Source organism: Candidatus Tisiphia endosymbiont of Sialis lutaria (assembly GCF_964026535.1).
In the GTDB taxonomy this organism is placed as follows: domain Bacteria; phylum Pseudomonadota; class Alphaproteobacteria; order Rickettsiales; family Rickettsiaceae; genus Tisiphia.
In genome coordinates this window covers 850,257-869,954 of the sequence record NZ_OZ032153.1, presented here as the reverse complement: position 1 = coordinate 869,954, position 19,698 = coordinate 850,257, and the positions used below count along the sequence as shown (strand labels likewise).

17 protein-coding genes and 2 tRNA genes are annotated in these 19,698 nt (G+C 32.4%); 8 read left to right on the top strand and 11 right to left on the bottom strand.

Annotated elements, in window-relative coordinates:
• Positions 1–4: 4 nt before the first annotated feature.
• Both ubiG and AAGD20_RS04255 read right to left on the bottom strand, forming a co-directional pair.
• Positions 5–745 (bottom strand): bifunctional 2-polyprenyl-6-hydroxyphenol methylase/3-demethylubiquinol 3-O-methyltransferase UbiG, encoded by a 741-nt coding sequence (ubiG, locus tag AAGD20_RS04260; RefSeq protein ID WP_341748595.1) that lies wholly within the window; start codon positions 743–745, stop codon positions 5–7.
• 323 nt (positions 746–1,068) lie between these two features.
• On the bottom strand, positions 1,069–2,742 hold the full coding sequence (locus tag AAGD20_RS04255) for a ribonuclease J (RefSeq protein WP_341748594.1): 1,674 nt from the start codon (positions 2,740–2,742) through the stop codon (positions 1,069–1,071).
• Between the two features lie 63 nt (positions 2,743–2,805).
• On the opposite strand from AAGD20_RS04255, the gene AAGD20_RS04250 reads away from it, so the two are divergent.
• Both AAGD20_RS04250 and AAGD20_RS04245 read left to right on the top strand, forming a co-directional pair.
• The gene (locus tag AAGD20_RS04250) at positions 2,806–3,474 is read left to right on the top strand and encodes a phosphatase PAP2 family protein (RefSeq protein WP_341748593.1); all 669 of its coding nucleotides are present in this window, start codon (positions 2,806–2,808) and stop codon (positions 3,472–3,474) included.
• Positions 3,465–4,232, top strand: coding sequence for an NAD kinase (locus AAGD20_RS04245; protein ID WP_341749448.1), 768 nt, complete (start codon positions 3,465–3,467; stop codon positions 4,230–4,232). Before AAGD20_RS04250 ends, AAGD20_RS04245 begins: the two co-directional genes overlap by 10 nt.
• A 114-nt stretch (positions 4,233–4,346) precedes the next feature.
• Here the strand turns inward: AAGD20_RS04245 and AAGD20_RS04240 are convergent, their stop codons facing one another.
• Positions 4,347–4,454 carry a palindromic element RPE2 domain-containing protein gene (locus tag AAGD20_RS04240; protein ID WP_410520889.1) on the bottom strand — a complete coding sequence of 36 codons (108 nt, stop codon included), beginning with the start codon at positions 4,452–4,454 and terminating at the stop codon, positions 4,347–4,349.
• A 49-nt stretch (positions 4,455–4,503) separates the two neighbouring features.
• Here AAGD20_RS04240 and AAGD20_RS04235 point away from each other — a divergent pair, with 49 nt between their 5' ends.
• A complete protein-coding gene (locus AAGD20_RS04235) occupies positions 4,504–4,770 on the top strand; it encodes a hypothetical protein (protein ID WP_341748592.1) in 267 nt (88 codons plus the stop codon).
• Between the two features lie 37 nt (positions 4,771–4,807).
• Here the strand turns inward: AAGD20_RS04235 and AAGD20_RS04230 are convergent, their stop codons facing one another.
• A complete protein-coding gene (locus tag AAGD20_RS04230; RefSeq protein ID WP_341748591.1) occupies positions 4,808–5,542 on the bottom strand; it encodes a Bax inhibitor-1/YccA family protein in 735 nt (244 codons plus the stop codon).
• Positions 5,543–5,702: 160 nt separating this feature from the next.
• Here AAGD20_RS04230 and AAGD20_RS04225 point away from each other — a divergent pair.
• The 3 genes from AAGD20_RS04225 to recN all read left to right on the top strand — a co-directional run bounded on the left by AAGD20_RS04225 (position 5,703) and on the right by recN (position 8,686).
• A tRNA-Leu gene (locus tag AAGD20_RS04225) sits at positions 5,703–5,787 on the top strand.
• Positions 5,788–6,166: 379 nt separating this feature from the next.
• Complete coding sequence (locus AAGD20_RS04220; protein ID WP_341749447.1) at positions 6,167–6,925, top strand: outer membrane protein assembly factor BamD; 759 nt, start codon at positions 6,167–6,169, stop codon at positions 6,923–6,925.
• 6 nt (positions 6,926–6,931) lie between these two features.
• Positions 6,932–8,686 carry a DNA repair protein RecN gene (recN, locus tag AAGD20_RS04215; protein ID WP_341748590.1) on the top strand — a complete coding sequence of 585 codons (1,755 nt, stop codon included), beginning with the start codon at positions 6,932–6,934 and terminating at the stop codon, positions 8,684–8,686.
• 178 nt (positions 8,687–8,864) lie between these two features.
• Here the strand turns inward: recN and rplS are convergent, their stop codons facing one another.
• A complete protein-coding gene (gene rplS, locus AAGD20_RS04210; protein ID WP_341748589.1) occupies positions 8,865–9,290 on the bottom strand; it encodes a 50S ribosomal protein L19 in 426 nt (141 codons plus the stop codon).
• Positions 9,291–9,294: 4 nt separating this feature from the next.
• Positions 9,295–10,005 (bottom strand): tRNA (guanosine(37)-N1)-methyltransferase TrmD, encoded by a 711-nt coding sequence (gene trmD, locus AAGD20_RS04205; RefSeq protein ID WP_341748588.1) that lies wholly within the window; start codon positions 10,003–10,005, stop codon positions 9,295–9,297.
• 253 nt (positions 10,006–10,258) lie between these two features.
• Here trmD and AAGD20_RS04200 point away from each other — a divergent pair.
• A tRNA-Pro gene (locus AAGD20_RS04200) sits at positions 10,259–10,335 on the top strand.
• 138 nt (positions 10,336–10,473) lie between these two features.
• Here the strand turns inward: AAGD20_RS04200 and AAGD20_RS04195 are convergent.
• Complete coding sequence (locus AAGD20_RS04195; RefSeq protein WP_341748587.1) at positions 10,474–13,470, bottom strand: LuxR C-terminal-related transcriptional regulator; 2,997 nt, start codon at positions 13,468–13,470, stop codon at positions 10,474–10,476.
• A 335-nt stretch (positions 13,471–13,805) separates the two neighbouring features.
• On the opposite strand from AAGD20_RS04195, the gene AAGD20_RS04190 reads away from it, so the two are divergent.
• Positions 13,806–14,426 carry a bifunctional (p)ppGpp synthetase/guanosine-3',5'-bis(diphosphate) 3'-pyrophosphohydrolase gene (locus AAGD20_RS04190; protein WP_341748586.1) on the top strand — a complete coding sequence of 207 codons (621 nt, stop codon included), beginning with the start codon at positions 13,806–13,808 and terminating at the stop codon, positions 14,424–14,426.
• A 213-nt stretch (positions 14,427–14,639) separates the two neighbouring features.
• Here the strand turns inward: AAGD20_RS04190 and AAGD20_RS04185 are convergent, their stop codons facing one another.
• The 4 genes from AAGD20_RS04185 to nuoG form a co-directional block, all read right to left on the bottom strand.
• Positions 14,640–15,557, bottom strand: coding sequence for an Rpn family recombination-promoting nuclease/putative transposase (locus AAGD20_RS04185; protein ID WP_341748585.1), 918 nt, complete (start codon positions 15,555–15,557; stop codon positions 14,640–14,642).
• Positions 15,558–15,578: 21 nt separating this feature from the next.
• Positions 15,579–16,133 (bottom strand): hypothetical protein, encoded by a 555-nt coding sequence (locus AAGD20_RS04180; RefSeq protein WP_094649105.1) that lies wholly within the window; start codon positions 16,131–16,133, stop codon positions 15,579–15,581.
• Between the two features lie 248 nt (positions 16,134–16,381).
• Positions 16,382–17,398: an NADH-quinone oxidoreductase subunit NuoH gene (gene nuoH / locus AAGD20_RS04175; protein WP_341748584.1), complete on the bottom strand. Its 1,017-nt coding sequence runs from the start codon at positions 17,396–17,398 to the stop codon at positions 16,382–16,384.
• Positions 17,395–19,458, bottom strand: coding sequence for an NADH-quinone oxidoreductase subunit NuoG (nuoG, locus tag AAGD20_RS04170; RefSeq protein WP_341748583.1), 2,064 nt, complete (start codon positions 19,456–19,458; stop codon positions 17,395–17,397). The genes nuoH and nuoG overlap by 4 nt, the downstream gene beginning before the upstream one ends.
• Between the last annotated feature and the right edge of the window lie 240 nt (positions 19,459–19,698).

Genomic DNA, 19,698 nt, shown 5'->3' with positions numbered 1-19,698 from the left:
TCCTTTATTTAGTTAAGTAAGCAAAATAATTTACATCTATATCATCACTCAACTGCCAACGTCCATTAACGATATTATAGGTTAAGCCTTTGAGTTCTTTAAGCCCAATATTATTATCATTGAACATCGAGTAAATTTCCGATGGTTTAAGAAATTTGCTATGATCGTGAGTATTTTTGGGTACCCAATTAAGTAGGTATTCTGCCATCAAAATAGCTAGCATATATGATTTCACTGTACGATTAATCGTTGAAATTATAATCATACCATTTGGTTTTACTAAGCTAGCCAGGTTTTTTATAAAATCACCAGGATTATCTATATGCTCTATTACTTCTAAACACAGCACCACATCATACTTATACTGTAAATCATCTGAGTATACTAATTCCTCAACAGTTGATTTAAGATATTGTATATTCAAACTTTGTTCCGAAGCATACTGTACTGCAATATCTATATTACTTTGTAAAGCATCTATGCCGGTAACTATGCCATTTAATTTACAGAGAGGAGAGGTAATTAATCCTCCTCCACACCCTACATCTAAAATTTCTAAATTTGAACAAGGTAATATGTCATCCTGCACGTTAAAATGCTCTTTTATCTTGTCTATTATGTAACCAACACGAATTGGATTTATTTTATGAAGAATTTTAAATTTTCCATCTTCCTGCCACCATTGGTTAGAAATCTTGCTAAATTTTTCTAGCTCTGTTTGATTAATAGAAGATTGTGTAGACATAGTTCCCTACTGGTTATAATATTGACTATACAGCTAAACCGATTAGCATTTATCCATAGCAAACTGACGTCATTGCAAGAAAGACCGTAGGTCGACGAAGCAATCCATAAAAGTAACCAAAGATGGATTGCCACGACCTACTTGCGTGGTCTCGCAATGACAGAAAACCTATCTAAAACCCGCTTTACCTTCTAACTTTCAACAGTTGTGGGGTCATCCCTACTTCGGTGCGAGATCCAGATTCCCAACCATTGCTAAGAATGACAATAGTGGGCGGGAATGATGGATTGCTTCGCTCTAGAAGGCTGCCTACGATAACTAATTCAAATCGCTTTCTCCACATTAACTATAATAAGAGGCGATTTATTCATTTCATGTTTTAATATTTTGCGAATAGCTGACCTTACAGCATTTTCGACCTGATCATCGAGGAGATTACCTTTTGATTTTCTCTGAATTTCTACTGTTTCAGCAATATTATCTTTGATTAGATTAATTAGCTGTGCATCATCATTAGAGTCAAGAAGTCCTGGCATAGATAAAATAGGTCTACAAGTAAGTTCGCCCTTCTTATTTATTATCAGAGAAGCAACTACTATACCATCATCACGCATACGTCTGCGGGTTCTGAAAATTGATGATTCAGCTGGTAAAAGATAATTGCCATCAACAGCCAAATAACCCGTTGTTACTTTAGTTAAAATACGTGGATTATGAGGATCAAGTAATACTAGGCTACCATTTTCTACTTCAATAGCATGCTTTATACCATTTTTACGAGCTAATTTTGCTTGCTCATGTATGTGTACCGGTTCACCATGTACTGGCACGCAAATCTGAGGTCTAATTAAGGCGTACATTTGCTTGAGTTCGTCAATTGATGGATGTCCAGAAACATGAACGAAATGATCTCGTTCAGTTATCACTTCAATTCCTGCTTTTACGAAAATATTAAACATACGGAAAATTTTCTTTTCATTGCCAGGAATAATTTTTGAAGAGAATATAACTGTATCTTTAGGAGCTAACTTGATACTAGGATGACTATTATTTGCCATTTTGGCAGTAGCTGCTAGAGGTTCCCCTTGACAGCCAGTAGCAATAATTAAAAGTTCTTGCCTTTTAAATCTTGCAACATCCCGCTCATCAATTAAAGGGGCAATATCTTTCATATAACCACTTTCCTGAGCTGCGAGCAAAATTCTATGCAAACTTCTTCCTGATAGCACTACTTTTCTTCCTGCCATCTGACCTGCATGAATTATAGTTTCAAGTCGTGCCAAATTTGAAGCAAAGGTTGTTACCACAATCATTTGGGGGCAACCTGCTATAATATCTATTAAACTTTTACGCACTTCTCCTTCCGAGCCAGAAGTCCCTGCATTAAATACATTAGTTGAATCACAAACTAAAGCTAAAACCCCTTCATCACCATAGGATTTTAGTAAATCCTTGTTAGCTTTTTCACCGAGTAAAGGATCATGATCAAATTTCCAATCTCCAGTATGAAAAACATTGCCAGCTTCTGTGCGTATCATAATTGCTTGCATTTCTGGAGCTGAATGGGTAAGCGGTACCATTTCTAATTGGAATGGATCAAGATTTATTTTTGCCGAAGGTTTTACTTCATGAATTTTTATAGTTTTAGCAAAATCATATTCAGCTAATCTAAGTTTCAGAAAATTTGCAGTGAAGGTAGTTGCATATATTGGGCATTTTAGACTGCTCCACAAATATTGGATTGCTCCCAAATGATCTTCATGTGCGTGAGTTAGGACTAAAGCTAACAAATCTTTTTTATATTGTTCGATAAAGCTAATATCAGCAATTATCATATCAACACCTGGTAAATAGTTATCAGCAAAGCCGCTACCACAATCAACCATCAACCACTTTCCCTTATAATGATATAGATTGACGTTTATGCCGATTTCATTTGACCCGCCAAGTGGTAAGAATAGTAAAGCATTTTTATGGTTTTTAATGTTGAATGGCATGTTAACTTCTATATTATGTATGGTTTAAGTATATTTTTATACCTTATTTTCGGCTTTTAGTCTATGATTAATACTAATTTAGTTTATGCGAACATATTTGCTTTTGGTATAGTCTTATTATTGATCGTACTATTTCCTAATTTTGATATAGATTTCTCAAATTTATTCTACGACAGTAACGATGGATTTATCTACCGTAACAATAGCATTGTCCAATTATTGTTTGAAATTATTCCAATATTAACTAAACTACTACTTACAGTAACATTATTATACTTAATTTACTTAATTGTTAAGTATAAAACTTTTAATAGACTTATTATTTCTGGGAGCTTTTATATAATTTTGTCTACAGCAATAGGTCCTGGATTATTGGTGAATCATCTATTTAAAGAACATTTTGGCAGGGCTCGTCCTGTGCAAATTAAAAATTTTAATGGTTCCAAAAATTTTACTCGAGCTTTTTCAATTTCTAATGAATGTGTACATAACTGCTCATTTTCATCAGGACATGCAGCTATGGGATATAGTTTAACTAGCCTTGCGTATATTGCTCCTGTTATATATTTCTCAAGAATCTACAGTATCACCTTAATTTTCGGCTCATTAATTGGGTTAAGTCGCATATTAATGGGGGGGCATTTTTTAAGTGATGTACTAGCCTCATGTTTTTTTGTATTAATAATTAACCATATATTGTATTTATGTTGGCAAAAACTAAAATTAATATAAATAAAATTGCAATTATTTTTAACAATTCCACGAAATCGTTAGAACTAGTTAAACAGCTCGAACTATTCTATAAATTCTGCAAAGTGGAAGAAGCAGAAGTAATTATTGTAGTTGGCGGAGATGGCGAATTATTACATGCGATACATCGTTATATGCACCTAAACGTTCCTTTTTATGGAATTAACTCTGGCAATATTGGGTTTTTAATGAATTCAATTATTATAGAAAAATTAATAGATAATTTACAAGAATCAATAGTTTCTCATTTATACCCTTTAGAGACGCAAGTAGAAACTGTAGATAGTAAAACCTATACCGCCCTAGCTATTAATGAAGTCTCGATATTTCGTAAAACCAACCAAGCAGCTAAATTTAAGATTGAAATTGATCAAGTTGAACGTATGAGTGAATTAGTAGCTGATGGGGCAATGGTTGCGACTCCAGCTGGTAGCAGTGCTTACAACTTATCTGCCGGGGGACCTATTTTACCACTTGAGTCAAATGTATTATGTCTAACGCCAATTTGTCCTTTTCGTCCAAGACGTTGGCACGGTGCGTTATTACCATTTTCCACTACTATAAGATTTGAAATTTTAGAAAGTAATAAAAGACCAGTAAATGCAGCTGCCGATTTTCAGGAATTTGACGATATTAAGTCAGTATTAATTAAATCAGCAAAAAACAAGATGATCAAATTACTATTTGATAAAAAAAATAGCCTTGAAAATCGAATTATCAAAGAGCAATTTAATGAGTAACTTATCTTACGCATAAAACCCCCATGGCAATTTAAAAATTGCGGAACGTCATTGTAATCTGATGTATCCCCACGAAACTGTTGCAAAATAGCAAAAATTGATAGAATATCATCATTATTTAATGATGATGGAGATATAGTCAATTGATGGGAAGTTGGTGACGTCGTCACTCGTCGCTCGCCTATTACTTATAGGCGTCGCTCCATCGTTCCTGCTACCCAATTCCCCTGAATTGACTTATAATAGGTTATGGATGTAAAAACAGTATTAAATGACGGTAGAATTTCTAAATAAATTAAAGAGTATAATACCCGATGGTAAAAGGGTTATTGTTATTATAACATATTGGGTTATAGGTGTGGTAGGCTATAGCCAAGGTATGCAAAGAATTTTCCAACCTAATACAGTAAAAGATAAAAAGATTTATTCGTATTTTACCCTTGGGAAATTTATTATTGAATTTAATTATTTGCATACCATAAAACCATTGCTAGAACCCCTGGCATCTATTATAAAGACTGAGCTTTGTCATGCTTAATTTCGTGGGGACATATCAGCTCGCAATGACGTCAGTTCTAGCTTCTTCTATTACCAAAGAATCTTAAAAGATATAAGAACAAGTTGATAAAGTCTAAATATAAGCTAAAAGCAGCCATTATAGACATTTTTTGTCCTAATTCTCCACCACCAGACATAAAATACATCGACTTAATTTTTTGAGTATCCCATGCAATAAGCCCCATAAATACAGCAACCCCAATTAGAGACGTTGCAAAATATATAGCGGAACTTTGTAAGAATATGTTAACCAACGATACAATGATAATACCAAACAATCCCATAACAAGAAATGAGCCAATTGAAGTCAAATCTCTATTGGTACTGTAGCCATAAAGACTCATTGCTCCAAATACAGATGAGCAAATGAAGAAAGTCCGAGCAATTGACTCTCCAGTATAGATAAGCCCAAGAGATGCTAAGGACATACCAGTTAATGCAGCATAAACCCAAAACAATACTTTAGTAGTTTCTAAACTCATCTTGCCAAAGCCCATAAAGAAGTACAAAGCAATCCCCAAAGGAGAAATCATTACCAACGTTCCCAAACCAGTATTGCCTATAAATTGTCCATTTGGTGCAGTCTGAAATAAAAGCCTGGTCAATGGATCGAATGATATAGTAGCAATAGCTGTTACTCCAGTTAGCACAAGAGCTAAAGCCATATAATTATAGACTTTTAGCATGTATTCTCTCAGTCCTGCATCATATGTTTTCTGAGTGGCGGTAAAAGTTTTTGTATAATCAACCATAAGAAACCCCATGAATATGTTATTATCTCTATATAATATAGTATAGGATGCAAACCTTTTCTTTTCAAGAAGAAAATTCTAAAATAAAAATTTAGTTTTAATCAAGTAATTTATTTACATAGTACAAATATCTAGCTATTTTACTGATTAGACATATTTAGCCTCTGTGGTGGAATGGTAGACACAGTAGACTCAAAATCTACAGCCCCAAAGGCGTGCTGGTTCAAGTCCGGCCAGAGGTACCAATATAGTTCTAAAAATCTATGCTATAGTCAGTTCAGGAGAATTTGGGGCTAGGAGCGATGCCTATAAGTAATAGGCAAGCATTGAGTGCATAGGCGTCAGTTTAAGAAAATAAAGTAGAAAATCGTCATTGCGAGCCACCGTAGGTGGCGTGGCAATCCATTTTTAATCACTTTTCTAGATTGCTTCATCGACCTTACGGTCTCCTCGCAATGACGATTTCTCAATTATTGTTTTCTTAAATTGACGCTTATGAGCTTTGAACGATGCCGTCACCAACTGCTCATCAATTGACTATAAATAATAATTTTTAAAATAATCTTGTATACTCATTGATGTTTCGTGTATAAATTAAGTTTAAAAAACTTATCAAGTTCTATGATGAAATTAGCAAAATTATTATTTTATACAATCACTACCTGCTTAATCCTATCTGGTTGTAAAACTAAGAAGACGGACGAAGACTTAATAGTTCCAGCTCCAGAATTATACAATGATGGTCTTATTTTACTGGAAAAGCAACAATATTTGAAAGCTGCCGAAGAATTTTCGAGGATTTTTTATCAAGATCCTGGTAATAAAATGACTCCTCAAGCTGAGTTGATGCAGTCATATTCTTTATTCCTCGGAGGTCAGTATGAAGAAGCAGTAGATGTACTGGATAGCTTTATTAAGCTTCATCCAATGCATGAAGATATTGCATATGCCTATTACCTAAAGGCATTATCCTATTATATGCAAATCTCGAATGTACAACTTGATCAATCAAGAACCTTTTTAGCTAAAAAGAGTTTTGAAGATGTGATAAGACTTTTCCCAAAAACAAAATATTCAATTGATGCAGCTTTAAAAATCGATTTAGTAAATGATCATTTAGCAGGTAAAGAAATGGACGTAGGTCGTTATTATCTCATGCAGAATAACCCCATAGCTGCTATCAATAGATTCCAGATTATTGTAGATGATTATCAAACTACATCACATATACCAGAAGCACTTTATCGCTTAGTGGAAAGTTATTTAATGCTAGGTCTTAGCAATGAAGCAAAGAAATATGCCGCGGTACTCGGTCATAACTATCCGGACAGTACTTGGTATAAATATTGCTACTCACTAATTAATAACTCTTTAAAAGAATGAAATATAATGTTACAAAGTCTTTCGGTTAAGAACTTTATTCTGATAGACGAATTGGAGATAGAGTTTGAAAAGGGGCTATGTGTAATTACCGGAGAAACCGGAGCTGGTAAGTCTATTTTGCTAGATGCAATTTTGTTCTCTTTAGGTAACAAATTCTCTGATAATGTAATAAAACATGGGAGTGATTACTGTTCGGTTGCTACGACCTTCACTCTCAATGATGATTTAAAAAAGCTTTTGGAGCAATTTAATATTGAGTATGACCAGGAATTATTAATAAAACGTATTCAAAAACCTAACAACCGTAAGAAATTTCTTATTAATGATCAAGTAGTAACGATAAGTACCTTGCAACAAGTAGCAGATTATTTATTTGAACTTCATGGGCAAAATAGTCATACTTCTCTTCTTAGCCCTTCCTTCCACATTAACATTTTGGACGATTATGGAGGGCTTGTAAATTTAAGATATGAATTATCAAAACATTTTGATATTTTACAGACAACTACCAAAGAAATCAATAAAGTTACCAGAGATAAAGATGCTATAGAACAAGAAATAGATTATTTAACCTTTGTTACCAAAGAATTAGAAGCTCTTGATTATCAAATAGGAGAAGAAGAAAAGCTTGTTACTATAAGGCGTAGTGTACAAAATCGTGATAAAGAAATACAAGTGATCCAAGATATATTATCATATCTTGAAGTCCCTGAAATTAATAAGTCAATTAATAATGCTCAACGTTTGATAAACCGTAATTTACAGCAAAACGAAGAATTTGCCTCTATTTCATTAAATTTAGATGATTGCTATAATAGCTTAGAAGAAGCACGTATAAAATTACAGAATATTATTAATAACATTGATAGAAATGAATTTAACTTAGACGAAGTGGAAGAAAGGCTATTTAAAATTCGTGATATAGCACGAAAATATAATATTTCTTGCGATAAAATACCTGAATTTTTTGATAATTCTAATCAACAATTAAATACCCTTAAAAATAAAATCAATAATGTTAAAATCCTAGATATTAATAAGCTAGCAGAACATAAAAAATATTTTGAACTAGCTGAAGCTTTATCATACAAGCGTTCTATTAGTGCAAAAAATCTAGAATTAGCTGTACAAAAAGAGCTTGAACAACTTAAAATGGAAAAGGCGATTTTTAAAGTAGAAATAGCACCTAAAAATAATCCTTCTAACCAAACCAATAATAAAAATTTTGCAGAATTAAACATAAGCGAGGAGTTTTTAGAAGAAACTAAGCAAAATACGGAAGGTAGAACTAGTCAGATGCTATTATGCAAGATGTCTGATGGTATTGATAATATATGTTTCGTTGCCTCAACAAATCCAGGTATGCAACTTGCACCTATTGATAAAATTGCTTCTGGTGGCGAATTATCAAGGTTTATGTTAGCACTAAAAACTTGTCTCTTTGATAAATCACTGAAAGACATTATTATTTTTGATGAGATAGATACCGGAATTGGTGGTATTGTGGCTGATAAAGTTGGAGAAAAACTTAAAAAGCTTAGCTCTATTGCCCAAGTAATTGTTATTACTCACCAACCTCAAGTAGCAGGTAAAGCAGATCAGCATATTATTGTCAACAAACTACAATTGGATGAAACTACTAAAATTACGGTAAAAAGCCTGAATCTTCAGGAAAGACAAGCTGAGCTTGCTCGCATGATTTCAGGAAAATCCATTACGGATGCGAGCCTAAAAGCAGCTAAAGAGTTGCTTAAGCCTTAGGAGGTTGCCTCCTAAGTGATGCACACAAAATTAATGAGATGTATTATATCTTAAAAGTCATTGCGAGAAGGCGTAGCCGACGAAGCAATCCAGGAAAGTAATTAGAAATGGATTGCCACAACCACTACATGGTCTTGCTAAAGACGTATATGCACCTTGCGAGATAGTTGTATCCTTCTTAAGCAACAACTTTTTTCTTATTTATTTTTTTAGTGTTTACTTGAAGTTTTTCTTTAATTCTAGCTGCTTTACCACTTAGGTTTCTTAGGTAATAGAGTTTAGCACGACGTACTACACCATATTTTACAACTTCAATTGCATGTACCATCGGTGAGAAAATCATAAATCGTCTCTCTACGCCTTCACCATGACTGACCTTACGAACTACGCAAGAAGAGGCAACTCCACTATTTCTTCTAGCAATTACCACACCTTCATATGCTTGCAGTCTCTCTAACAATTTTTCCTTGCCATCTTTTTCGACTGTCCGGTCAATTATCTTTACAGTGACCTTTACAGTATCTCCCGCCTTAAAATCAGGGATTTCTTTATTTTCGGTTAGTTTTGCAATTTGCTGTTGTTCAAATTGCTCAATAATATTCATCGCTTTAAACTCCTATAAAATTTAATAAATCTGGTCTACGTTTTTTAGTAATCTCCATAGACTGATTACTTTTCCAATCTCTAATTAACTGATGATTACCAGACAACAAAACACTTGGAACTTCTCTGTTTTTCCATTTTACTGGTCTCGTATATAAAGGGCATTCAAGCAATCCAGCAAATTCACCATTTTTCTCAAAAGACTCTGATTGCAATGTATCTTGGTTTGCTAATACATTCGGAAGTAGTCTAATCAAACAGTCGAGAATAGTAAGGGCTGCTACCTCGCCACCAGATAAAATATAATCCCCTATACTAATTTCTCTAACATTATACTCTTCAATTATACGTTCGTCAATCCCTTCAAATCGTCCACATAAAATTATTATTTGTTTTTCTTGTATAATTTGATGAGCAATATTTTGGTTAAATAATTTTCCTCTTGGTGATGGGTAATATATTGGGGTATTAGGACTTGAAGACAAAACATTATCTAAACAACTACCAAGTACATCCGGACGCATTATCAGTCCGCTACCACCGCCATAAGCTTCATCGTCAACATTTTTATGTCTAGTTAACCCAAAATCTTTTATATTAACCACATTATAAGACCAAATACCTTTTTTTAAGGCTTGCCCTGCAAGGGAATATTGTAAAGATCCAGGAAACATTTCTGGAAATATGGTTAATATTGAGGTATGTAATGAAGACATTTTATAAATATGCTGAATTTTTAAAACAAAAAAATTGATTTGGCTTGTATTATAGTCTATATAATTAAACAATACCAATCTAACTTATAGTCAATTGATAAGAAATTGGGGGTGTTGTCACTCGTCGCTTGCCTATTACTTATTGGCATCATTCCTAGCCCCAAATTCTCCTGAATTGACTATAACACTTAAGTACTAGGAGATTTTCGTTATCTTCGCCTCCTAGTACTTATTTTGATTTTTATCATTTATTCGGGGCATAGCGCAGTCTGGTAGCGCATCTGGTTTGGGACCAGAGGGTCGGGAGTTCAAATCTCTCTGCCCCGACCATCACTTATCACCTTTCCAGAGTTTTTTTGCTCTTACTAAAAATCTTAAATAATTAGAGAGAAGTTTGGGAAGTTGTTATTAGTCGCTCCTGCTACCCAATTCCCCTAAATTGACTATATATATAAATGGAACTATAGTTCATTTTTGCAATGAGGCTTTAATAGCTATTTCTTTATTGCTAATATTATTTAGTTCATTCTTAAGATGCAATTTTTTTGCTTGATGTTTAGCTTTACTACAATAATCCAGAGCTTTGTTGAAGTCTCCCTTGCTAAAATAAGCATCTGAATAAGTTAAATAAAAACCCATTTTTATTATATCATCAGCTATTTGTTCAATTAAGTTATTATATTTACTAAACTCTACTATTACTTTATCAATTTGGTTGGTCAAAATAAGTAGTTTTCCATATAATTCTATTGATTGTAAAAAGTCTCTAGTGTTATGAACTTCCTTAAATAGAGCTATTGCTTCTTGAATTGATTTAATAGACGTTTCTATTTCTAGTTTATTTCTATCAATTTTATTTGCTTTTTTATTTTTGGCTAAGACAAGATTAGCTTTATGGTAAAATAATTTCGCCTTTAAACCTCTCACATCATTATTCTTTATTGATTTACCTACTTTTATATTATTATACCTTTTAATTGCTGTATTTATTTTTTGTTCTGCCTTTTGATAATTACCAATTTTACAAAAATATGCCGAATATACATATAGAATTTTACATTTTAATATTTCTAAGCCTTCAGTTTTCTGCAAATATTTATTAACCTTATCAACTATCTTTAGAAAATTTTCATATTTTTCTTGGTGAAAATAGACCGAAGAAATCATCAAGTCCATTGCCGCAAGATCTTCATTATATTTATTCTTAAATTTAGTTTTAAATTGCCGACTAGTTTCAAGAAGTTGTTGAAAAGAATTAGTTAGCTTAAACTCATGCTCATTATCTATAAAAAACCGCAATAATGACTCAAACCATCTTAAATTTAAGGTAGAACAAATATTATCCTTACTGTCTAACGATTGACTAAGTTGATGACGTAATACTGCCTGTACTAGGCGATGAATAGCGATATTATCATTGTCATCATAATTGATCATTGAATATTGCCACAATAGAGCAATATGTTTGTTTAACGTTAATTGTGGAGATGGTAAATGAGGATAAGCTGTTTGTAACCATTTGAGTAATAGTTTACGAGAGATTTTATTTGGTGCTAGGTAAGCACATACTGTTAAAAGCTCAATAGCTATAGGTGGTCTATTATTAATTTTAGTATCTCTAACAATTGCCTCTAAACTAATATTCCAGGTTATTGCTACTGGGTAATTATAGGTATTTGTTTCATCTAAAAAAGTGTTGTCCGATAGTAATTCTGTTTCATACTTTTTATAAAGATCCAAATATTCTGGAATAGTGATATGTTTTTGTTTAATGTAAGCACCAGCTTGCACCAGTGCTAAGGGTAAATATCCTAAAACTCCAACTAATTCTTTTATAGTATTTTGTTCTTCTGCTATATTTCGCTGTATTAAGGTCTTTATTGTTTTGATAGCCTCCTCTTCTGTCATGATATCAATAGGCAATACTGAGAACTTTGTTGGCCAATAACGCTGACGGGTTGTTAAAATCACATATCCGCCAGATTCTGGTAAAAATGGTTCGATTTCACGATAATTGTTTACTTTGTCATAAACTAAAAGCCACCCTGGATTTTTAGCTAGCCATTGTTTAACATAAGCGATAATGCTTTCTCTTGTATAGATGACTTCTGCATGTCCTAATAACTTAGCAAATTCAACATATTTGTTATATAAATGATCAATATTTTCTGCAAGAAACCAAACTTTAAGTGTATAAGGATGCTCTGTATAATTTATATATTGCAAGGCTAATTGTGTTTTGCCTATTCCGCCAAGTCCAGCACATGCAGTAATTGCTAAATTACTTGTTACATCAGATGTATGATTGTAATGTAATTTATTATACAAATCCCTCAATAGTTTTTCTCTACCAATAAAAACATGATCTTGTCTAGGTATATTCCAGCTAGTTAGATTTTTAGGAAATATTATTGGATATTGTAGTTTAGACCATTGCACTTCTATTTCTTTACTCTTGACTGTTTTTTTAATAGTTAAATCAAACATTAAAAGATAAGTACTACAAATAATCAGAACCAATACACCAAATATTTGTAAGTAAATATTCTTGGCTTTACTTTTAATATTCTTATCTGTCAAATGAGGTTTAGGAAAAACTGAACAGGTATTATTCGATATAATATTATTATATCTTTCACTAAACTTAATGATCATGTTGTCTATATTCTCATTAGAAAAAACTTTTGTGATAATTTCTAAAAAAATAAAATGATATTGTTTAGATGGTAAGAGATTAATATATTCAAAATTACTTTGTTTAGGTAAAAATTTTATACATTGCTCTTCCTGCGGTATAAGAAAAAATACCTTGGATATATTCTGATCATTAGAAATAATAACATAATTATTACCTTGCTGTTGTTTAGCTATATTAGCTTCATTTACAGATAGAACATAGATTATACATTGTCTTGACTGTTTTTTGCCTTTGTTCTTGTGCTTTCCTAAAACTATATGAGCATCAAGATTTTCTCGCAGCTCTACAAAAACTGTTATACCTATAAGTTGTAAATCACTACGTATCTTATTGATCATCAAGTTTAAATCATTGTTTTCTGATCCATTATTTCTCAGGCTTTGTAAAACAATAAAAAATGATATAGCATCAGACTTTGTTAATATAAAAATTTCCTTCAAGATTTTTCTAAATTCTTGTTGGATTAATAAACTTAAATAATAACTTTGTACTAATTTGTATTTATCAGATTCTTCTATAAAATTTATAATACCCTCTCGAGAATTTGTGGCTACTTTCCGTTTGATATTAGAAATATGACTTTCAATAGTTCTCGTCTCGATCTGTTTATCCTCATTTGATAAAAAACTAGCTATTCCTTTTGCATTTTTCCCATGTACAATGCATGCTATTACATCTATTTCTCTTGATGTAAATCTGATATTGTTAATTATTAACAAATGTTTCTCATAAATCTCTTGTGGGTACAAGATATTCTTATTTTCCATAATATATATAATTTATTTAAACTACTATCATCCTATAAATCTTAAAAGATCATTTACTAAAGATTAGAGAATTGTATTTTAAATACAAAACATAATCGCTAATTTTCTGAATTATATCCATGTATTTTTTACTTACGTATAATACTTAATACTTTTTAACAATTGAAATATTTTACAACACTTAATATATTAAAATAATTTTAATATAGGTTTTAATATATTCTTTCAGGTTAAATATTAGCTAAGCTACAACTTAAATTATTAGACTTCCCGCATAAGTCAAAGAAGTCATAAGTATTTTAAACAAGTTCACTGCATTATAGTAGAGTATAATTATGCAAGATACAAATACTAACAACTTACGTAATATCATAGGTGATATTAGTACTAAACTATATAAAAATGATATAGTAGCTGAAATACATTACAGATTAAAAGATCCTTGTTCTGTTTTAAAGAAGATATTAAGAAAAACTATTACTTTGAAAGAATTAACTGATATAATTGCTTTTAGAATTATAGTTGATAAAAAAGAAGATTGTTACAAAGTATTGGCTATTATTTACAATCTCTATTCTGTTAATATCAAGAAGTCTAAAAACTATATTGATAATCCTAAGAATAATGGCTATCGTTCTTTGCATGTTATAGCTGTAGTTGATATTTATGAACGTAACATAGAAATACAAATACGAACCAGAGAGATGCATAATATTGCAGAATTTGGTACAGCAAACCATGATGAATATAAAAAAACACAGGAAACAGAATTAATAAAAAAGTTATTATCTAATGTAAGACTTAATACAGCTGGTATTAATAGTCAGATCAATAATGCATATAATATTTTCGACCAGTTTAATTGGACTATAGCGGAACTTATTGATTACGAGCAGGCAATTGAAAATGTTTGTCGTAATTTGCATGATGTACAATTGAATAAAGTTATTGAGTAACTTTTGGGCTTTGGACAAAAGCTAAAAAATTAAAAATATATAATTACTTTAGTTATTTTTGACATGTTCATAATATGTCTACGCAAGAATGAATGCCTCCTTTGTAGCTTTATTTTCTTTGTTAACAAACCAACTCGTCCATACATGACATTTTTTTATTTAAGCAAATGGACAAATACTAATCGGATTAGCTATATTAAACTATGAAAGATATTAAGAGGCATTTTTATTTTCCAATAATTCATTAATTCTGGTAATAGCTAGACCCGTCATTTTCGCTATTTCCTCAATAGAACTGCCATTTTCTATCATCATTTTTATTAATTTAGCTTCTCCCTTAGCTTCACCAATTTGGATACCTTCTACTCTACCTTCTACTCTACCTTCTTCTTTGCCTTCCCTCCGTGCTTTCTTGAGAGTGTTAGCTTCAATACGTAGCCATTTCAGGTGTTCTTCATATGAATCACGTTCTTCTTTAGTGAAATTCATCACATCCAGAACTGTCAGGGCTTTTTTTAGGCTAGCATCATTTAACTCTTTAGGTAAATTATCTTTGTTCAGCAAATCATGTCTAGTTAAAAAAGTACTCCATCTATCAAGAGAGGTTTTTACCTTCTTTACTATGTCCGTCAGCTGCTCCTTCGGATTATTAGTAAACTTATTTAGCTCAATAGTATGCAATTCTAAATCTTTAAAATATAACAAACCACTATCTTTTTCTACTATATGAAACACATTATGATATTTATTTTCATGTAAAATAGAGGTAAAATTTAATATATGAATACCAATGGCTTTCGATAAAGTAGCATAATCTTCTGCATTCTTTAATTGCTCAGTATATAACTTTGCCCAATAATATAGAGCTCTTTTGTCATAATCATCCGCATCAGTAATTTGCATTTCGATATTAAATCTTTTGCCATCTTTTCCTTGAGCTTTAATATCTAAAATTGACAGTTTATTGCTCTTGAAATTTTTTGGATTATATGGATTGAGAAGTTGTACTTCTGTTACTTGGTCTTCTCTAGATACAATCGAATTGATCAGCGAAATAAGCAAATCCTTATTCTCTTCAACTCCGAAGATTTTTTTAAAGGCAATATCAACCCTAGGACTAATATTTGACATAAATCTAACTCTATATTTATTTTAACTAGTAATCATGACTTTTATACAATCTGCTAAAGGGTATTTTTCTCTTTGCAAACGTATATTATGTTCAAAATATCTGAACATCCCACCGTAACCTTCCATGATGATTTTTCCATCCATAAAATACGAGATTAAACTGTAACATAGGCAGATATGCTCGCTAAAGCCGTTGTCACGGATTACCTCTACATATTCAATTATTTGCTCAACTAACTGAAAATTAACAAAATGTTCATCTGCGGCTAATTTTATTATTTCTTCGCCGTTCTTAGTTTTTGTTAATTTTTCAATAACCTCTTGCATATTGCTATGTTTTTTACTTGTGTACATTTGGAATTGAGCATCTAGAAAATCCACTAGGTTTCCTTCAAGAGTTTGTGGTTTAATTTCCCAGTAATATCCGTCATTATCTTCACTATAATTATAATAATCAAGATTTAGTTCATCGTTTAATCGCCTGGTAATATGCTCAACTGTTATATCTGGATACTTTATGCGTCTCTTATCGACTGCAATATTTTGCACTATGCCAACGGTTAAATATGTTCCCATAAAATTCTCCTATAAAATTCATTTATAAATTAACTAATAAAGGTATTCATTACTTACTCGCCTTACGCATAAACCCCGTGGCAATTAAAAAATTGCAGAATTAAGTACAAGACGCCATTACGAGACCACGCAAGTAGGTCGTGGCAATCCACATTCATTGCTTTGACCCACCAGTGGCACCTCGCTAATAGTGTCAGGTTGTTTTCCCTATGACTTTTAAATGCCATGCGTAAGGTGAATTATTTTAGCTAGTTTGGTAAATTACCAGTAAACATTAAAACACTTGATACTAACACCACCCAAAATAAAGTAAAAGGTAAAAATACTTTCCAACCTAAACGCATTAACTTGTCGTAACGATATCTAGGTAATGTCGCTCTTATCCATAAGAAACAAAATAATAACAACCCAACTTTTACTATAAACCAAATAAAGCCTGGTATAAAATTCAAGAATTTAATGCCAAAAGGCGGGAAATAACCACCTAAGAAGAATGTTGTGGTCATACCGCTAGCTAAAATCATATTAGCATATTCACCAAGAAAAAATAAGGCAAAACCCATCGAAGAATATTCAACATTATAACCAGCAACCAGCTCAGATTCAGCCTCTGATAAATCAAAAGGCAATCTATTAGTTTCTACAAGTACTGATATGAAGAATATTACTGCCATAGGTAACAACATCAAATCAACCCACCAAGGCAATAATTGTTGCCTTTCTATGATTTCTGAAAGATTAAGAGTTCCCGTCGTTAAAAGTACAGTAACAATCACCAACCCTATAGATACTTCGTATGAAATCATCTGAGCCGACGAACGAATAGCCCCAAGGAAAGCATATTTCGAATTACTTGCCCAACCAGCTATGATTATACCATAAACCCCCAATGATGAGATTGCCATAATATATAAAACACCAACATTGATGTCAGCTAATACCAGTTTTGTATCAAAAGGTATCACTGCCCAACCAATTAAACTAAGCACAAAGGTAACCATAGGAGCCAAGGTGAATAATATTTTATCAGCTTGCTTTGGTATAATTGTTTCTTTAAATAATAGTTTTACTGCATCAGCAATTGGTTGCAACAACCCAAAATATCCAACGACATTTGGACCTTTTCTTAACTGCATTAAACCTATTACTCTTCGCTCAGCATAGGTAAGATATGCTACACACAGCAAAAGAGGAATAGTGATAGATAGGACTTTCAATGCCACAATAATTAACGGCAATAGATATTGTTGAAATAACGATATCATGCAACTTTTTCCCTTTCTTGTTTTGATTCCAAACACTTTGCCATAGTAATAGATGCCCTACTAATTGAATCTGTCATGTAATAATTTATCGGTTTAGTAACTATATCATAGTTAAGTAATTTATCTGTAGAGGTAAATTTTATAAAGTCACCACTCATTATTTCAGAAATATTGTCAAATACTGGAAACTCTGCTGCCAACTTATTTCTTATTTCAACTAAATTATTCATACCAAGATTTAGCCCTAAACCACTGGCTAGGTTATTTATAATAAGCCAATCTTCTTTTGCTTGTCCTACTGGATTAGTTGCCGCCCTAGCATATTGTGGTCTTCCTTCAAAATTTAGGTAAATAGCATCTTTCTCTGTATAGCTACTAGCAGGAAAAATAACATTTGCTGCATTTGCTCCATTATCACCGTGATGCCCTTGATATACAACAAAAGATGATTTTATTTTACTCATATCAATCTCATCACTACCTAGTAAATAGACAAATTTGATATCACCTATTTCTGCCTTTTGTAAGATTTCATAAACCCCATTACCACCACCCTTAGCACTAGAATTTTTAGGGCTAAAACCTATATCTAAACTACCGACCATTGACGCATGGTTATGCAATATATTAAAACCATTCCAATCCTCTCTAACTATCTTATATTTATCCACCATCTGATGAATGAGCGCCAAAATAGCATAACCATCCTCCCGAGAATATACTCCATCACCAATGATTATTATTGGATTTTTTGCGGCTGCCAACTCCTTAGAAAATTGATGGTCTCCTGATATTATTGCTTTAATTATTTCAGGGCTAGCCCCTAATTCATTGATAGAATAAGTTTGATCGCTAATATTACCAATTCGAGCTATTTTTAACTTCCCCTCTCTTTGTAATATACCAATACTAGCATTAAGGACTGGAGCTATTTGCCTAATATTTGCCCCAATTAACAAAGCAAGATCAGCTTTTTTAAGTCCAGAAATCGTTGTGTTAAATAGATAGTTTCCTCTACTAGATCGGTCTATTTTATAATTAAATTGATTACTATCAAAATTATTACATCCTAGCTTCTGTAACAATGTTTTTAATAAAAACATTGATTCAGTACAGGCGAGTGTTCCAGCGATTGCCGCCATTTGATCACCGGCAAGCGATTGTAACTTTTGTGCTACTAGGGCAATAGCATCATTCCAAGAGGCTTCAACTAATTTACCATTTTGTCTGATATATGGAGAATCTAACCTTTGATATTTCAAACCATCATAAGCAAATCGTGCTTTATCGGATATCCACTCATCATTAATGTCATCATTAACCCTAGGTAATATCCTCATTACTTCCTCCCCCCTACTATCGATCCTGATATTACAACCTTGGGCATCAAATACATCTATTGATTCAGTTTTCTTTAATTCCCAACTACGAGCTTTAAAAGAATAAGGCTTTGAATTTAATGCTCCAACTGGACAAACATCGATAATATTGCCTGACAACTCTGAAGCAAGACTACGCTCAAGGTAAGAGGTAACTTCCATATGCTCTCCTCTATAAAGAGCTCCTATTTCCTCAATTCCAGCAATATCAGTGGCAAACCTTATACATCTTGTACATTGTATGCATCTAGTCATTTGGGTTTTAATCAAAGGTCCCATATATTTGTCTTTGACTGTCCTTTTATTTTCCAAAAATCTAGAACGTACTCCACCATATTTAAATGCTTGATCCTGTAGATCACACTCACCTCCTTGGTCACAAATAGGACAATCTAGAGGATGATTGATCAATAGAAACTCCATTACCCCTTCACGAGCCTTTTTAACGCCGATAGTATTAGTATGGATCACCATACCTGGGGCAACAGGCGTAGCACAAGAGGCGATAGGTTTGGGAGATTTTTCCATCTCTACCAGGCACATACGACAATTACCAGCAATTTTCAAACGTTCATGAAAGCAGAAATGGGGGATTTCTATACCAAGCTTGCTGCAGGCACGAAATACGGTTGTACCCTCTTCTACTTCAATTTCAATATCATCTATAGTAAGTTTTATCATTGATGTTCATATTATAGTTTTACATTATGTCAAAATTATATATTCTTCTATAGTCAATTGATAAGAAGTTGGTGACGTCGTCGATCCTAGCCCCAAATTTTCCTGAATTGACTATATAATTCAAATTATTTGAAGTATACCATATTATATACTACTCACTAATCTAAATTTTTCAATTTTGCAAAAATAACTTCTATAGCTAAATAATTTCCTGGTTACGCCTAAACTCGAAGGTGATAT

Coding starts and splice junctions, on each gene's coding strand:
- ubiG (WP_341748595.1), bottom strand. CDS start 745: ATGTCTACACAATCTTCTATTAATCAAACAGAGCTAGAAAAATTTAGC.
- AAGD20_RS04255 (WP_341748594.1), bottom strand. CDS start 2,742: ATGCCATTCAACATTAAAAACCATAAAAATGCTTTACTATTCTTACCA.
- AAGD20_RS04250 (WP_341748593.1), top strand. CDS start 2,806: ATGATTAATACTAATTTAGTTTATGCGAACATATTTGCTTTTGGTATA.
- AAGD20_RS04235 (WP_341748592.1), top strand. CDS start 4,504: ATGACGGTAGAATTTCTAAATAAATTAAAGAGTATAATACCCGATGGT.
- AAGD20_RS04230 (WP_341748591.1), bottom strand. CDS start 5,542: ATGGTTGATTATACAAAAACTTTTACCGCCACTCAGAAAACATATGAT.
- AAGD20_RS04220 (WP_341749447.1), top strand. CDS start 6,167: ATGAAATTAGCAAAATTATTATTTTATACAATCACTACCTGCTTAATC.
- recN (WP_341748590.1), top strand. CDS start 6,932: ATGTTACAAAGTCTTTCGGTTAAGAACTTTATTCTGATAGACGAATTG.
- rplS (WP_341748589.1), bottom strand. CDS start 9,290: ATGAATATTATTGAGCAATTTGAACAACAGCAAATTGCAAAACTAACC.
- trmD (WP_341748588.1), bottom strand. CDS start 10,005: ATGTCTTCATTACATACCTCAATATTAACCATATTTCCAGAAATGTTT.
- AAGD20_RS04195 (WP_341748587.1), bottom strand. CDS start 13,470: ATGGAAAATAAGAATATCTTGTACCCACAAGAGATTTATGAGAAACAT.
- AAGD20_RS04190 (WP_341748586.1), top strand. CDS start 13,806: ATGCAAGATACAAATACTAACAACTTACGTAATATCATAGGTGATATT.
- AAGD20_RS04185 (WP_341748585.1), bottom strand. CDS start 15,557: ATGTCAAATATTAGTCCTAGGGTTGATATTGCCTTTAAAAAAATCTTC.
- AAGD20_RS04180 (WP_094649105.1), bottom strand. CDS start 16,133: ATGGGAACATATTTAACCGTTGGCATAGTGCAAAATATTGCAGTCGAT.
- nuoH (WP_341748584.1), bottom strand. CDS start 17,398: ATGATATCGTTATTTCAACAATATCTATTGCCGTTAATTATTGTGGCA.
- nuoG (WP_341748583.1), bottom strand. CDS start 19,458: ATGATAAAACTTACTATAGATGATATTGAAATTGAAGTAGAAGAGGGT.